Source organism: Pararhizobium sp., from assembly GCF_965279435.1.
GTDB lineage: Bacteria > Pseudomonadota > Alphaproteobacteria > Rhizobiales > Rhizobiaceae > Pararhizobium.
On the sequence record NZ_CBDIHY010000001.1, the window covers coordinates 206,827 to 222,298 of the forward strand.

The 15,472-nt window shown below is 61.9% G+C and carries 16 protein-coding genes; 3 read left to right on the forward strand and 13 right to left on the reverse strand.

Annotated features, from left to right (window positions below):
- The first annotated feature begins 22 nt into the window (after window positions 1-22).
- On the forward strand, window positions 23-763 hold the full coding sequence (locus tag ACQY8Q_RS00910) for a TetR/AcrR family transcriptional regulator C-terminal domain-containing protein (protein WP_428423716.1): 741 nt from the start codon (window positions 23-25) through the stop codon (window positions 761-763).
- Window positions 764-786: 23 nt separating this feature from the next.
- Here ACQY8Q_RS00910 and ACQY8Q_RS00915 read toward each other — a convergent pair whose 3' ends face one another.
- The 11 genes from ACQY8Q_RS00915 to ACQY8Q_RS00965 form a co-directional block, all read right to left on the reverse strand.
- Window positions 787-2,001 (reverse strand): ROK family transcriptional regulator, encoded by a 1,215-nt coding sequence (locus ACQY8Q_RS00915; protein ID WP_428423718.1) that lies wholly within the window; start codon window positions 1,999-2,001, stop codon window positions 787-789.
- A 228-nt stretch (window positions 2,002-2,229) separates the two neighbouring features.
- The gene (locus ACQY8Q_RS00920; protein WP_428423720.1) at window positions 2,230-3,039 is read right to left on the reverse strand and encodes a phosphate/phosphite/phosphonate ABC transporter substrate-binding protein; all 810 of its coding nucleotides are present in this window, start codon (window positions 3,037-3,039) and stop codon (window positions 2,230-2,232) included.
- A gap of 84 nt (window positions 3,040-3,123) precedes the next feature.
- Entirely contained in the window at window positions 3,124-4,044 is a 921-nt protein-coding gene (locus ACQY8Q_RS00925; protein WP_428423722.1) for a fatty acid desaturase, read from the reverse strand.
- Between the two features lie 161 nt (window positions 4,045-4,205).
- Window positions 4,206-4,721: an RES family NAD+ phosphorylase gene (locus tag ACQY8Q_RS00930; protein ID WP_428423724.1), complete on the reverse strand. Its 516-nt coding sequence runs from the start codon at window positions 4,719-4,721 to the stop codon at window positions 4,206-4,208.
- The gene (locus tag ACQY8Q_RS00935; protein WP_428423726.1) at window positions 4,714-5,085 is read right to left on the reverse strand and encodes an antitoxin Xre/MbcA/ParS toxin-binding domain-containing protein; all 372 of its coding nucleotides are present in this window, start codon (window positions 5,083-5,085) and stop codon (window positions 4,714-4,716) included. Before ACQY8Q_RS00935 ends, ACQY8Q_RS00930 begins: the two co-directional genes overlap by 8 nt.
- 78 nt (window positions 5,086-5,163) lie before the next feature.
- On the reverse strand, window positions 5,164-5,955 hold the full coding sequence (locus ACQY8Q_RS00940; protein ID WP_428423728.1) for a crotonase/enoyl-CoA hydratase family protein: 792 nt from the start codon (window positions 5,953-5,955) through the stop codon (window positions 5,164-5,166).
- Window positions 5,952-6,833, reverse strand: coding sequence for a hydroxymethylglutaryl-CoA lyase (locus ACQY8Q_RS00945; protein ID WP_428423730.1), 882 nt, complete (start codon window positions 6,831-6,833; stop codon window positions 5,952-5,954). The genes ACQY8Q_RS00940 and ACQY8Q_RS00945 overlap by 4 nt, the downstream gene beginning before the upstream one ends.
- A complete protein-coding gene (locus ACQY8Q_RS00950; protein ID WP_428423732.1) occupies window positions 6,833-8,818 on the reverse strand; it encodes an acetyl/propionyl/methylcrotonyl-CoA carboxylase subunit alpha in 1,986 nt (661 codons plus the stop codon). Before ACQY8Q_RS00950 ends, ACQY8Q_RS00945 begins: the two co-directional genes overlap by 1 nt.
- A gap of 13 nt (window positions 8,819-8,831) precedes the next feature.
- The gene (locus ACQY8Q_RS00955; RefSeq protein ID WP_428423734.1) at window positions 8,832-9,215 is read right to left on the reverse strand and encodes a RidA family protein; all 384 of its coding nucleotides are present in this window, start codon (window positions 9,213-9,215) and stop codon (window positions 8,832-8,834) included.
- Window positions 9,216-9,226: 11 nt separating this feature from the next.
- Window positions 9,227-10,834, reverse strand: coding sequence for a carboxyl transferase domain-containing protein (locus ACQY8Q_RS00960; RefSeq protein WP_428423736.1), 1,608 nt, complete (start codon window positions 10,832-10,834; stop codon window positions 9,227-9,229).
- Window positions 10,835-10,878: 44 nt separating this feature from the next.
- Window positions 10,879-12,042 (reverse strand): isovaleryl-CoA dehydrogenase, encoded by a 1,164-nt coding sequence (locus ACQY8Q_RS00965; protein ID WP_428423738.1) that lies wholly within the window; start codon window positions 12,040-12,042, stop codon window positions 10,879-10,881.
- Between the two features lie 383 nt (window positions 12,043-12,425).
- Here ACQY8Q_RS00965 and ACQY8Q_RS00970 point away from each other — a divergent pair, with 383 nt between their 5' ends.
- Window positions 12,426-13,637 carry a TIGR03862 family flavoprotein gene (locus ACQY8Q_RS00970; protein ID WP_428423740.1) on the forward strand — a complete coding sequence of 404 codons (1,212 nt, stop codon included), beginning with the start codon at window positions 12,426-12,428 and terminating at the stop codon, window positions 13,635-13,637.
- 12 nt (window positions 13,638-13,649) lie between these two features.
- On the opposite strand, the gene ACQY8Q_RS00975 is transcribed toward ACQY8Q_RS00970, so the two are convergent.
- Window positions 13,650-14,069 (reverse strand): DUF4174 domain-containing protein, encoded by a 420-nt coding sequence (locus ACQY8Q_RS00975; RefSeq protein WP_428423742.1) that lies wholly within the window; start codon window positions 14,067-14,069, stop codon window positions 13,650-13,652.
- 119 nt (window positions 14,070-14,188) lie between these two features.
- Window positions 14,189-15,145 carry an IS110 family transposase gene (locus tag ACQY8Q_RS00980; protein ID WP_428423744.1) on the reverse strand — a complete coding sequence of 319 codons (957 nt, stop codon included), beginning with the start codon at window positions 15,143-15,145 and terminating at the stop codon, window positions 14,189-14,191.
- A gap of 8 nt (window positions 15,146-15,153) precedes the next feature.
- On the opposite strand from ACQY8Q_RS00980, the gene ACQY8Q_RS00985 reads away from it, so the two are divergent.
- Window positions 15,154-15,240, forward strand: a complete 87-nt coding sequence (locus ACQY8Q_RS00985; protein ID WP_113313656.1) for a DUF2180 family protein — start codon at window positions 15,154-15,156, stop codon at window positions 15,238-15,240.
- Window positions 15,241-15,472: the final 232 nt, after the last annotated feature.

A 15,472-nucleotide genomic window follows, 5' to 3' on the forward strand; every position in this document is an offset into this window, starting at 1 on the left:
ACATGTGTAAAATTAGACACCATTGTCTAAAACGTCAAGAGACATTATCTTCGACCTTATGAAAACCAATAGCGACCCAGTTCCGAAAATGTCGGTGCACAGCCAGCGCGGACAGTGCGCCAAGCGCAAGTCTATTCTGGAAGCCGCCGCGGAAGTGTTTTGCCGTCAAGGCTTTACCGGCGCCAGCATCGACGAGATCGCCGCCGAAGCCTGTGTCTCCCGCCAGACCGTCTACAATCACTACCGCGAAAAAGAGAACCTGTTCACCGCCGTTGTCGAGGACGTGATGGACAGGGCAAACGCGATGCTGTTCACCACCCTCTCGACCTTTCCCGAGAAGCCGGACAATCTCGAAGACGATCTCGTCGCCTTTGCCGTGCGCCTCAGCCACAATTGCATCTGTAACCAGGATGGAAAATTCCTGCGCAAGCTGGTCCAGTCCGAAGGCGAGCGTTATCCGCACCTGTTCGAAAGCTGGCGCCAGCATGGCCCCGGCAAGATCGGCACGGCTCTGGCTGCCCTTTTTGCCCGGCTCGCCCACAAGAACTTTCTGGAGATCGACGATTTCGACGTCGCTGCCCGCCAGTTCCTGGCGCTGGTCAATGCCGACCTGCAGATGAGCACTCTGTTTGGCGTCACGCCAACGGAAGCAGAACTGGACACTGCGGCCCGCAATGCCGTGCGCACCTTCATGCGGGCCTATGGCGCCGGCGCAGTGAGCAACACCGAGCGCGCTGCAACGGCCAATTCCACGCCCAGGTAACGCAAAACTATGTTATGCCCTTGTTATCGCAGGGCCTCCCGGAAGATCACCGTTTCTGCCGGCGGTAGCGACACACGGCTGTCGGGCGCATCGGCGCCGAACAGCGCATTGTGGAGATGGCTGAGACCGATTGCCGCCGCACCAACGATCGCCGCGCGTGGCCCGAGCTGACTTGCCTCGATCTCGACGGGATAAGGAAAACACGTCGGCAGGAACTTGCGGATACGCTCGATCAGCTCCGGGCGAAGACCGATCGAACCGCCCATGATGACCTTTTCCGGATTGGCAATCGCCGCAATCGCGCTGATGCCCCGTGCCAGGTATTTTGCCGTCTCGTCCAGGGTCGCGCTCGCATGCACATCGCCGCCCGCCGCCCGCTCGAAAATCGCCGGAACGGTCGCCGTCTTGCCGGATGCCGCCGCATAATGTTCCATGATGCCGATCGAGGCGGCGACCCGTTCGAAGGCGCCGGTACGCAGCGATTCCGGGTCGAAAGGGTCAGCGCCAAACGGCAGGAAGCCCAGTTCGCCAGCAGCATTCATCGCGCCGCGCACCAGCTGTCCACCAACCATCAAGCCGCCGCCGATACCGGTTCCGACCGCAATGAAGGCGAGATTGTCGATGCCCTGACCCTGGCCGAGCCAGTTTTCGCCAAGCACTGCCAGATTGACGTCGTTCTCGAGGATGACATCAATGCCGAGCGCCTTCTCGAAGGCGGCCGCGACGTTCATCGTATCGAAATCGGCAATGTTTGGCGCCAGCAGGATGCGGCCGGTCTTGGCGTCCGGCGCGCCGGGGGCGCCGATCACGGCCATGCGAATGCGTTCGCGCGGAATTTTCAGATGCTCCGCCGCCTGCGCGCAAAGTTCGGCGATCTGGTCGACAACGAACTGGCCGCCGCGCCGGTCGGTCGCGACGACTTCCTCGGCAAAGACCTGGCAGGAGAGATTGGCAATCGCCAGCCTGATCTTGGTTCCGCCGAGATCGACAGCCGCAATATAGGCCGCATCCGGTACGAGTTCGTAGGTCACGGCCGTGCGTCCGACATGGCCGCTGGTGCGGCCCGTCTCACGCACCCAGTCGTCCAGCTCCAGCTGGCGGACGATTTCCGATATGGTCTGTTTGGACAGCCCCGTCTGTTTGGAAATCGAGGCGCGGGAGATCGGCCCGTTCTGGATGATTGCCTCCATCACGGCCCTTTGGGAAAACTTCCGGGAGATGCGCAGGGTTTCGCTCACAGTCACCTCAATTAATTCGTTCTGTAACCGAACTATTAGTTGGAATGGAATATGAGTCAACCGTAAAATGGTGCAACAATAGAGTTGACTGATTTCCCCTCAGCCACGCTGCTATGACATCGACGGAAGCCGGCCTTTTGACATGTCACGGGCTGCAGGTGTTTGAGATAGTACTGACGGATCATGTGCAAGTCCGGCCGTTGTCAACGCCAACACGACCGTTACGCATTAGGCGATGACGGGATAGCCCAGTCGCTGCGCCTGACGTTCAAGCTCGGCCAGCGGTTCATAATCGGCATCGGAAAGAATGGCAAAATCCTTGAGGCACAGCACATCACGCACGGTTGCCAACGACGGCTCGGCAATGGCCTGTTGCAGCGCTTGCCTCATGAGCGCCACCTCCGTATCGGAGGCATCCGCCCGGGTGATGAACGGCAATCCCGGCCCGTTGACTGTCTCGGCAAGGATTCGGACACCGGCCAAGCTCTCCGGATCAAACCGCAGCACGTTGCCATAGGTGACGCAGTCGATCGCCGCGACATCCGCCTTGCCGTCGCTGATCGCCGCAATACTGTTGCGGTGGCCGCCGGTTTCGATCACCGAGGAAAAGAACCGCCCACTGCGCGCAAGCGGCGCAATGGTAGCGCGAAACAGGTTGGAGCCGGAATTGCTGTCGGGCTGGTTGATCGCCGCCCGCGCACCGCGCAAATCTCCAAGTGACTCGGCAGCACTGTCCTTCGCCACGACAATAAAGCTGCGCATCAGCGGTCCGTCGCAGCCCGGATGGCCATAGGCCGGTGTAGCCACCAGCTTTACCTTGCCGCGCAGGTGCTTGACGTAGGGAAAACCGCAGGTTTGGGCCAGCAGCAGATCCGGCCGCGTCCAGGCCTGATGATAATCCACGGCATCGTCCAACCCAGCCGGAACCTCGTCCAACCCTGCCCGCTTCAGTGCTTCGCTGAGAAAGCCCCAGAGGGTCGCCGTGGCTTCGGCAAGCGGTGGCGGACTGGCATACATGGCTAAACTGGCAAGGCGCATTCAGGAGCTTTCACAGGTAACAGGCGTCACTAGCACAATCCGGCCCACGCCGCATCGCCAGACTTTGAAGTGGATACGCCCCACTCAGGAATGCTTGGGATGCGTGATGCCGTCATGGGGCTTTAGGAAAAACCGCCGGGCGATGTCCCAGTAACTGTTATAGACCAGCCCGCCATTGGTGCCGATCAGGGCCTCGCGGTTGCTGCGATAGACCGACGGCAAGCGGTACCAGGAAATGCCGGGCTTCAAGTGATGCAGCACATGCAGGTTGTTGTAGAGGAACAGCAGCCCGAAAAGGTGGCTGTTTTCGACAATCGCGGTGCGCTCCTCATGCTTTTCAGCATAGCGGTGCTCGGCATAGGACCGCAGCCGCGTTAGTGCCGCGCCCAGATAGACAAAACCGAAGAAATAGAGCCAGAACGGCATGCCGCAAATCACCGTGCCCCAGAACAGCACGGCGGCAACACTGATCATATGCACCGTCCAGATGCGAGCCCGGCCGGGCTCACCGGCCCGCAGCAGCCGCATTTCCTGCGCCAGGAAGCTGACCAACATGACCGCAGGGCCGATCGTCAGCCGCCCAAGCAGCGTCGTATTCCAGTGGGCAAGACGTTTGCCCACCCGCCCCAGCCGCTCCCAGGTGGTCCTGGTAAAATAGGAGGATTCCGGATCCTCGATCGGATCGGTCAGATGCTCGTCGCGGTGATGATCAAGATGGCTTTCGCGGTAGACCGGATAGGGCAGCCACAGCGACAGCGGAATGGAGCCGATCGCATCGTTGATGTGCTGGTTGCCGGTCGGGTGTCCGTGAATAACCTCGTGCTGCAGCGAGCCCTGCCAGGCGATCAGCCAACCACCCGCAAGGGCAACGATGACGATCGGCAACGATTGCCACCAGAATGTCAGCGCCAGAAAACCGCCATAGATTGCGATGGTTAGAATGACCGTCGGCCACTCGACGCGGCGGGCCGGGATTTTGATAATGTAGGATGGCGTGTCGGACATGCGCGGCTATTCCCCCGGAAGTAGAGGGAAATTACATCGCGGCGATACATTTAGATAATTATGTTTATTTATTTTATGGACTATTTGGGAAAAATCGTTCGTTCTCAGCGACGTCGCCCGCAGCTTTCATCCACTGACCGAGCAACCCGACACAAAAATGCTCAAACCCAGGATGCCGGCGTCTTCGGCAGACGGCCGTCCGGATCGACAATGTCGAGACGCGGTGCCCCCTTGGCATTCCACCGCCACAGCGCCACGCAGGTTCCGCCCGGCGACATGAAGGATGGATAGACGACGCCGTCGAATCCCTCGGCAATCAGCCGCTGGCGCAGCTGATGCGTCTCCGGAACCTTGCCTTCATCAAGCAGCATCCGCCACTCGCAAAGATGAATATCCTCGGGCACGGCAAGACTGGCGAGCACCACGGGGTCGGTGAGGTCGGCGAGCGCGGCGTCCTTCAGATCCAGCTGCGCAATCAGCGCCGGATGCTGGACAAAACCCTGATTATACTCTGCCCATGCGGTCGAGAGTTCGCGCGCCGCATAGATCGTCGCAGCACCCACCGGGTTCCAGCGGCCACCGAACCGCGCCGCGCCCTCGCCGGAAAGCGGCGCAAAGGCCCATTGCGGCACGAAGGCGCGCCACAATGTCAGCGTTTCCCCGATTTTATCAGGCATAGACGCCGGACCGCACCGCCTCAAGATAGGCCAATACCTTGTCCGATTTGCCTTCGCTCACCAGATCATAGGCGGTCTTGCCCGCCCAGCCGGGGATCGGCTGATGCTTGAACCAGATGGTCGCACGGTTGTCGTCGCCGGCCATTTCGCTGGCCATGGCAAGGATGCGCACGACATGGCTCAAGGCATGATCCACCTTGCGCGCACCCGATTTCGCCGTCAGCGTATTGCGGGCAACGCCGATCAGCCGGGCAAGTTCGGACAGGGTGACGCCGAGCTGCTTGGAGACACGGTCAGCCGACAGGAACGGCGATTGCCCGTCGCCGAACCGGCTTACCGTCATATCGAAGCTCAAAGCTGTCATGACACTCTCCTAACACATCTTGATAAGTACAGTATCAAAATATGCTCAAACCATGCGCATTTCAAGCGCAGCCGATGATTAAACGGGTTTGCGCCACCAGGGCTCCCGCTTTTCCAGAAAGGCCGAAATCCCTTCCCGCGCCTCGTCCGTTTCCCAGGCGTCCGCCAGACGCTCGATCGTCGCCTCGATAACGGCCTCGGTGATCGGCATGCCCAGCGACTGCGCCAACGCCTTGGATTGCCCAACGGCCCCGGGAGCAACCTGCAGATAGGGTGTTATCTCCGCTTCGATCGCCGCATCGAGATCGCCTGATGGCACCACGCGCGTCAAAAGACCCGACGCTTGTGCTTCCTGCGCATCAAAAATCCTGCCGGACATGAACAAGGGCCGCGCCTGCCCCTCGCCGATCCGCGCCACCACATAGGGGCTGATGGTCGCCGGGATCAGCCCGAGCCGTGTTTCCGTCAGTCCGAACCTGGCCATATCGGCGGCAATCGCCACATCGGCAATACACAGCAAACCGATGCCGCCGCCAAACGCATTGCCCTGAACGCGGGCAATAAGCGGCTTCTGCAGATCGTTCAGCGCCTTGAACATCAAGGCAAGCCGCTTGGCTTCCTTCATGCGCGCCGCCCGGTCCGCCTCGATCTGCGCCTTCATCCAGCCGAGATCGCCACCAGCGCAAAAGCTCGCACCCTCGGCCGCCAGCACGACCACCCGAACAGCGGCATCCGCACCCAGCAACCTTGCTACGGTGGTCAGCTCGCCGATCATCGTGCCGGACATGGCATTGTGCTTTTCCGGCCTTGCCAATGTCAGCGTTGCCACGCCCCTGCCGTCAACCGCGACGCGAATGGTCTCGTATGTCATGCCAAGCTCCTCAAGCCGCGTGCAAACACCGAGGCCGCCTCAAGCGCTTCCTCGTTGAGGCCGGTGACAAATCCGCGGCCCTTCACATAGCGATCCACCAGCAGCGTATCGACATTGCCCTTGGCGCCCGGCGCATAGGGGCAGCCGCCGAGCCCGCCGACCGACGCATCGAACACCCGGATGCCGCGATCGAGCGCCACGCCGATATTGTCGAGCGCCCGGCCCGACGTGTCATGGAAATGCCCGGCCAGCTTGCTCGCCGGGATTGCCGCAAGCACCGTCGCCAGCATGCGGTCCATCGCCTCCGGTGTCCCCCGGCCAATCGTATCGCCAAGGCTGATTTCGTAGCAGCCAAGCTTCAGCAATTGCCCCGCGACATGGGCAGCGCTTTCAGGTGCCACAGCCCCGTCATAAGGGCATTCGACCACGCAGCTGACATAGCCGCGCACCGCAATTCCCTCATTGCGCGCTGCCTCCGCCACCGGGCGAAACCGTTCGATACTCTCGGCAATCGAACAATTGATATTGCGCTGCGAAAATCCTTCCGAGGCCGAGGCAAAGATCGCCACCTCGTCCGCACCCGCCGCAAGCGCAGCCTCGAAACCCTTCATATTGGGCGCCAGCACGGAATAGCGCACACCCGGCCGCCTGATGATCCCGGCCATCACCTCGGCAGCATCGGCCAGTTGCGGCACCCATTTCGGGCTGACGAAACTGGTCACCTCGATCCGCTCGAAGCCGCAGCCCGACAGCATATCGACCAGCCTGATCTTGTCCTGCGTCTCGATCAGCACCTTCTCGTTCTGAAGACCGTCGCGCGGCGCCATCTCGACGATGGACACCTGGTTTACGGCTGCACCCGTATCCGTGAGAGACATCAGGCCTCCTCGGGCTTCAGCGAAAGAAGAACCGCGCCGTCCACCGTCTGATCACCCTCGCCGACAAACAGATTCTCAACGATGCCGTCGCGGCTGGCCGAAAGCGTCAGCTCCATCTTCATCGCTTCCATGATGATCAGGGGATCGCCCTTCGACACCGCGTCGCCTTCCTTGACGCGCACCAGCTTGATCAGCCCCGGCATCGGCGCCGTCAGGCGGTCGCTTCCAGAGGCACCTTCTGCTTCGCCATCCAGCGGATCGGGAAGATGGAAATCAAAGGCCCGGCCGTCGACAAGAAGCGTAAACCCCTTCGGTATCTCAAGCCGTTGCAACCGGCTCTGCCGGCCATCGGCCTCGACAAGACAACCGCCGTCGAACCGTCCGGATATCCGCACCGGGATGACCCGGTTGCTGCCATGCACGGCAAACAGATCGAGACCACGCGCCGCCACCCGCAGCACATGCCGTTGCCCGGCATGATCCAGCGTCACCGTGCGCGTCGCCTGCCCCCAGATTTGCCAATGTCCAAGCGACTGCCAGGGGTCGCCGACAGGCGGCACCTGCAGGATGCCGAGCGACAGCACAGCTGCGAGCGCCAGCGCCGTTTCATCCGGCGCATCCGCCACCGTCAGCGCCTCGACCTCCCGGTCAATCAGTCCCGTGTCGGGATGCCCGGCCGCGAAATCCGGCTGCTGGCTCAGCCGCGTCAGAAATTCGAGATTGTTGGCGACGCCACCGATATGGCTCGCCGTCAAGGCCGCCGTCAGCCTGGCCAATGCTGCCGCCCGCGTCGGTCCGTGTACGATCAGCTTGGCAATCATCGGATCGTAAAACGGGCTGATCCGGTCACCTTGGCGCACACCGGCGTCAACCCGCACACCGTCGTCCGGAAACCCGACATGCGACAGCGTGCCGGTCGATGGCAGAAAACCACGCGCAGGGTCTTCCGCATAGACCCGCGCCTCGAAGGCCCAGCCGTCGATCGACAGTTCCGATTGCTTCAACGGCAACGGCTCGCCATTGGCCACCCGCAATTGCCACTCGACAAGGTCGATGCCGGTGATTGCCTCCGTCACCGGATGCTCGACCTGCAGCCGCGTGTTCATTTCCATGAAGAAGAACCGGTCGGGCCAAAGCCCATCGGAGACATCGGCGATGAATTCCACCGTGCCGGCACCGCAATAATCGATGGCGCGCGCTGCCCGCACTGCCGCCTCGCCCATCGCCCGGCGCATTTCCGCCGTCATGCCTGGGGCTGGCGCCTCCTCGATCACCTTCTGATGGCGCCGCTGCAGCGAGCAGTCCCGTTCGAACAGATGCACGGCATTGCCATGCCGGTCGCCAAACACCTGGATTTCGATATGGCGCGGCTTCATCAGATATTTTTCGATCAGCACCGCTCCGTCGCCGAAGGCGGCCTCAGCCTCCCGCCGCGCCGCCTCAAGCGATGCTACGAAGTCCTCCGCCCGATCGACGCGGCGCATGCCCTTGCCGCCACCACCCGCCCGCGCCTTGATCAACACTGGAAAGCCGATATCGATGGCCTGTTCGGCAAGAAACGCGGCGTCCTGGTTGTCACCGTGATAGCCGGGAACCACCGGTACGCCGGATTGCTCCATCAGCGCCTTTGCCGCGTCCTTCAGACCCATGGCGCGGATGGCCGCGGCCGAAGGCCCGATAAAGGCCATGCCCGCCGCTTCCACGCTTTCTGCGAACTCCGCGTTCTCCGACAGAAACCCGTAACCGGGGTGGATCGCCTGCGCGCCCGAACGCTCGGCCGCCGCAAAGATCCGCCCGGCGTTCAGGTAGCTTTCGCTGGCTACCGCCGCACCAATGCGAAAGGCTTCGTCCGCCAGCTCGACATGCAGCGCGCCGGCATCCGCATCGGAAAAGACCGCAACCGTGCGAATGCCGAGACGCCGCGCCGTGCGGATGATCCGGCAGGCGATTTCACCGCGATTGGCAACCAGTATCTTCGAAAACATCACTCTATCCCGGTTACTGCGCGGCGACGACTTCGACCTCGAGCAGCCAGCTCTCATCGAAAATGCCGGCAATCACCACCGTCATCGCCGGTGCCAAACTGCCCAGATATTCGGCACGGATTTCCCGGTTGGCCATCGTATGATGCCGGTCGGACAGATAGGTGGTGACCTTGACGATATCGGCCTTGCTCATACCGGCCACCTTCAGCTGCGCATCGACATTCAGCCAGACTTGTCGCGCCTGCCCTTCGAAGCCTGTTGGCAGCACATCGTCGGAATCGGCCGGGATCTGGCCGCTGACGAACAGCACCTTGGTAAAATCCTCGATCCTCACGGCCTGCGAATAACCGCCGCGCGGCTGAGGGGCGTTCTTGGCATTGAAAGCATCACGTTTCATGGTCTTTCTCCTCACATCCTGAACAGGCCAAAACGGGTATCGTCGATCGGCGCGTTGAGCGCCACAGACAAGGAAAGTGCCAGCACATCGCGGCTCTTGCGCGGGTCGATGATGCCGTCGTCCCACAGCCGCGCCGAAGCATAAAGCGGGTGGCTCTGGGTCTCGAACAGGTTCAGCACCGGCTGCTTGAACTTTGCCTCGTCCTCGTCGCTCCAGGGCGTGCCCGCCCGCTTCAGCGCGTCGCCGCGAACCGTTGCCAGCACCCCTGCCGCCTGCTCGCCGCCCATCACCGAAATCCGGCTGTTCGGCCAGGTCCAGAGGAAGCGCGGCGAAAAGGCCCGGCCGCCCATGCCGTAATTGCCGGCGCCAAACGAGCCGCCGACCAGCATGGTGATCTTCGGTACCTTGGTCGTCGCCACCGCCGTCACCAGCTTGGCGCCGTGCTTGGCAATACCTTCGGTCTCGTATTTCCGCCCGACCATGAAGCCGGTGATATTCTGTAGGAAGACCAGCGGAATTTTCCGCTGCGAGCACAGCTCGACAAAATGCGTGCCCTTCAACGCCGATTCCGAAAACAGCACGCCATTATTGGCGATGATGCCGACCGGAATGCCGTGGATATGGGCAAAGCCGCAGACCAGCGTCGTGCCATAACGCGCCTTGAACTCGTCCAGCCGGGAGCCGTCGACGATCCGGGCGATCACCTCGCGGATATCATAGGGCGTCCGCAGGTCCAAAGGCACGACACCGGCAATATCGTCGGGATTGTAGATCGGTTCTTCCGGCGCCTGCCGCTCGACGGTGGTTATCGACGGCCGGTTCAGGTTGGCAACGGCGCGGCGCGCCAGTGCCAGCGCATGCGCATCGTCGCGCGCCAGATGATCGGCAACACCGGAGAGCCGTGTATGCACATCACCGCCGCCGAGATCCTCGGACGACACCACTTCGCCGGTCGCAGCGCGTACCAGCGGCGGCCCGGCCAGAAAGATTGTTCCCTGCCCTTCGACGATGATCGCCTCGTCCGACATCGCCGGCACATAGGCACCGCCTGCTGTGCACGAGCCCATCACCACGGCAATCTGCGGGATGCCGGCCGCCGACATATTGGCCTGGTTGTAGAAGATACGGCCGAAATGATCGCGGTCGGGAAACACCTCGTCCTGATTTGGCAGGTTGGCACCGCCGGAATCGACCAGATAGATGCAGGGCAGGTTGTTCTCCGCCGCGATCTCCTGCGCCCGCAAATGCTTCTTCACTGTCATCGGGTAATAGGTGCCGCCTTTGACCGTCGCATCGTTGCAGACAATCATGCAATCGCGGCCGGAGACACGGCCGATGCCGGTGACCAGCCCTGCCCCCGGCGCCTCGCCCTTGTAAAGCCCGTGCGCCGCTGTCAGGCCGACTTCCAGAAACGGCGTCGCCGGATCGATCAGCTGCGCCACGCGTTCGCGCGGCAGCATCTTGCCGCGGCTGACATGGCGTTCGCGTGCCACCTCGCCGCCACCACAGGCAGCCAGCGCTGCCGCGTCTTCAACGACCCGCATCGCGTCTGCCATCGCCGCGCTATTGGCGCGGAAGGTTTCGGATGACGTGGTAATTTGCGATTTCAGAACGGCCATTCATTCCCCCGACCAAACATCCTGCAAAGCTCCGCGCATTGCGCTCAAGCCGTCTCGCCAAAAAGCTCCCTGCCGATCAGCATACGCCGTATTTCCGAGGTTCCAGCGCCAATCTCGTACAGTTTCGCATCCCTCAGCAACCGCCCGGCCGGATAGTCGTTGGTATAGCCATTGCCACCCAGCACCTGGATGGTTTCCAGCGCCAAAGCCGTTGCCCGTTCCGCCGCGTAGAGAATGCAGCCGGCCGCATCCTTGCGCGTCGTCTCGCCCCTGTCGCAGGCGGCCGCCACGGCATAGACATAGGCGCGTGCCGCGTTCAGCGTCACATACATGTCGGCGATCTTGCCCTGCATCAGCTGAAACTCGCCAATCGGCTGGCCGAACTGCTTTCGTTCATGCAGATAGGGGACCGCGACGTCGAGGCAAGCCGCCATGATCCCGAGCGGCCCGGCCGACAGGACGACACGCTCATAATCGAGACCCGACATCAAAATGCGCACGCCGCCGCCGACACTGCCGAGCACATTGTCTTCCGGCACCTCGCAATCGCTGAAGATCAGCTCACAGGTATTGGAGCCGCGCATACCAAGCTTGTCGAGCTTCTGGCCAGTCGAGAATCCGGCAAAACTCTTTTCGACCAGAAATGCGGTAATGCCGCGCGGTCCCGCCTCCGGATCGGTTTTGGCATAGACCACCAGCACGTCGGCGTCCGGCCCATTGGTGATCCACATCTTAGTTCCGTTGAGCACATAGCGGTCACCGCGCTTGTCGGCGCGAAGCTTCATCGACACCACATCCGACCCGGCTCCCGGCTCGGACATTGCCAGCGCGCCGACATGTTCGCCGGAAATCAGCTTCGGCAGGTATTGGGCCTTCTGGGCATCGGAGCCGTTGCGGTTGATCTGGTTGACGCAGAGATTGGAATGGGCGCCATAGCTCAAGGCCACCGATGCCGAGGCCCGGCTGATCTCCTCCATCGCCACGCAATGGGCGAGATAGCCAAGACCGATGCCGCCGTAATCCTCGCCCGCCGTGATCCCGAGCAGGCCGAGATCGCCCAGTTCCCGCCAGAGCGGCATCGGAAAGCTGTTGTTCCGGTCGATATCGGCCGCCTGCGGCGCAATACGCTCGCCGGCAAACCGCTGCACGGTGTCGCGCAGAGCCTCGATCTCATCGCCCAAGGCAAAATTCAAGCCGCCAGAATACATCGGGCCTCCTCCTGTCGGATCACGCTGCCTGAACGGAAAGAAAACGATGATATGAGACCCGGCCTCGAAAAGGCGGTCAAGGATACCTGCATTCCTCCCGGTACAGCAGCCGCTGCAAGACGCCGGCGCTGTGGACTCCTCTCCACCGCGCCGATGCCATTTTTCGAGACTAACACAGCCGCACAACAATTTCCGAACCAAGACAGGCGCTTGCACGCATGATTTGTAAAAAATTGCCCCATCAGACCGCTGGTTTGAGGTGGCGGGACACCGGCGGGACGGCAACGGCACCTCTCCTGCGACGGCAATGATTTGCGATTGCCCTTGCGTGAACCGCCCACAGTCTCCAAGACGGGGTCAGAACAAACGGCAACAGGCAAAACATGTCAGGAAAACAGATCGCAATCATCGGCGGCGGGCCGGCGGGCCTGATGGCGGCCGAAGTGCTATCGGTGTCCGGCCATGCCGTGACGGTCTATGATGGCATGCCGACCTTCGGCCGGAAATTCCTGCTTGCCGGGAAATCCGGCCTCAACATCACCCATTCAGAAGACTACCAGCGTTTTACCACCCGTTTCGGCGCGGCGTCGGAGCGCCTGCGCGCAGCACTGGATGCTTTTACGCCGCAAGACGTACGCTCCTGGGCATCCGGTCTCGGGACGGAAACCTTCACCGGCACATCCGGCCGCGTCTTTCCAACCGTCATGAAAGCTTCGCCGCTGCTGCGCGCCTGGCTGGGGCGGCTGGAGGCGCAGGGCGTCAAGCTCATGACACGTCATCGCTGGACGGGCTTTGCCGATGACGGCCTCGTCTTCGAAACACCGGACGGCCTCAAAACCATTCGCAGCGATGCGACGCTGCTGGCCCTTGGCGGCGCCAGCTGGCCGCGTCTGGGCGCCGATGGCAGCTGGATCCCACTGTTGAGAGACAGGGGTGTGGAGATCGCTGACCTGCAACCCGCCAATTGCGGCTTCGATGTCGACTGGAGCGATGTCTTCAAGGACCGCTTTGCCGGTACGCCGCTGAAATCCGTCACGGCCACATCGGACGCCGGCACCTTCCCGGGCGAATTCGTCATCTCCCGCCACGGTATCGAAGGCAGCCTCGTCTACGCCCATTCAGCAGCATTGCGGGATCGTCTGGTGCGGCAGGGTCACGCAACCTTGTTTGTCGATCTCGCTCCCGGCCGCAGCGTCGAACGCCTGGCAAAAGACCTGGCGCGGCAGGACGGGAAAATCAGCCTCTCCAACCGCCTGCGCAAGGGCGCCGGTCTCGAAGGCGTCAAAGCCGCACTGGTTCGGGAACTCGGGTTCCAATCTCTCAATGATCCCGGCCGATTGGCCAACCTAATAAAGGCGCTTCCCATCCCGGTTGTCCGCCCCCGCCCCATTGCCGAAGCCATTTCCTCGGCGGGCGGCGTTCGCTTCGATGGCCTCGACGAACGCTATATGCTGAAAGCGCTGCCCGGCGTCTTCGCTGCCGGAGAAATGCTGGACTGGGAAGCACCGACCGGCGGTTACCTTCTAACGGCCTGCTTTGCCACCGGGCGGGCAGCGGCAAAGGGAATCAACGAGTGGCTGCTGAGCTCGGCTTAAGCATCACCGGTTTCAGTTCGAACGTTTCTTCTGGGTTAGCGGCATCTGGTCGATCAGCTCAAACAGCACGGCTGCCGGCACCACCTCGTCGGTGCGGAATTTGACCGCGCCATCCTTGCCGACCAGCGTCATCGCAAAGAACCCGTCCGTGACGTCCAGATCGGAGCGGATGGCGTAGCAATTGAGATCGTGTTCCGGCCCGAACAAGGCCCTGACGTCATTGCGCCCGACCTCCAGCACGATCATATCCCGCTCACGCAGACCGGCTGCCTCGGCAAGCAGCTGGTTCGCCTGACGGGCCGCATCGATATGACCGTCGTCAGGGAAAATGATCACCACCCGGTAGCGCCATTCGAAATCCGCCAGACTCATTCCGCCCTGCTGTGGATCGATCTCGATGCCGGAGATCGCGCCAGACAATGATTTCAGCATCGCCGTTATCCTCTTGCGTTAAACCATGAGGAAATTAACTGGCCATCAGAGGTTTGGTTCCCAACTCTTCGTCCAGTCGATGCGTGGCGGCAGAACTTTCGCTCGCCCCCGTCATCAAGTCAGTTGTCGGGGGCCGCTTGGGCGTCACGTATTCTTGCATTTGCGATAGTGATGATCTTCCGCATGATGGCGCCGAGCGCCAGGCGCTTTGGTTTTCCGGCGGACAGGAAGGCCTTGTATGCGGTGGCGAGCGGGTTGTCGCCACGGATGGCAGTGAGGGCTGCGATGAACAGTGCTGGCCGGAGATGCCGGCGTCCGCCGCAAACTGCCCGATAGCCATTCAGCTTTCCACTGTCTCTGGGATGCGGCGCGCATCCGGCCAGACTGGCCGCCTGCCGGCGGTTGATGCTGCCGAGTTCTGGCATGGCGGCGATCAGAAGTGCTGCGATGGTGGCGCCGATGCCGGGCACGGAGCGCAAAGCCTTTTCACGGCGCCGCAGCCCGGTGTCATCGCGGATGAGAGTTTCGATCTGCGCCTCGATGAGAGCAATGCGTCGGTCGAGCTCGGCGATATGGTCTTCGATATCGGCTGCGATCATGGCACTGCGGGGCGCCTTGAGCCGGTTTTTTTCCTGAACCCGCATGGCAACGAGATCGGTGCGGCGGGCACTCAACAGCCGCACCTGGCTCTGGCTGGCCTGCGGCGGCTGCCAGCGGACCAGGGTTTGACTGCGGTCGAGGCCATACTGCGCCAGCCAGCGCGCATCGATGGCATCCGTCTTGGCCCGCTTGCCGAAGGAACGGATATAGGCCTTGACCTTGGCGGCGTCGGCGCGGTGGGCGGAAATTCCAAGCGCCATCAGCACGGCAAGTACCTGGTCCTCATATCCCCCGGTTGCCTCGCAGACCGCCAGAATGTCTGTCCGTCCGCCATAGGCCTGAAGGGCAGAATGCAGGGCGTCGCGGGTATTGCCGATCGTCAGGGGGTGGCCAGTCAGGCTGTCGAACAGGGTGACGCTGTCACAGGACACGTCGAGACCGAGAACGGACTGGATTTTGTCATCGTCTGTCATCATGATGCTCCATGCTTTGCATTGTCTGCGGGCGCATCGTCGCGATGGCCCATTCAAGTCAGCAAGCGATGCGAGGCTGGAGCGGCAGTGTCCCCTGATGACGGCGGTCGCAAGGACCTATTCCTGTACGGGCGCCTGCCGCGGCGATCCCCGGGATGGCCATCCCGGGGATCGCATCGCCAACCTCAAGAGCAGTAAAGCACGAAAGTCACAGACAATTCCTGTGCTCGTCACAGGAATCCAGTCACGGCGCGTCTGCGCCGTAAGAAGACACCGCACCACGGAATTGGCATTGCAAGTCATACGCGCCGCAGACGCGGCGCGCTGGAT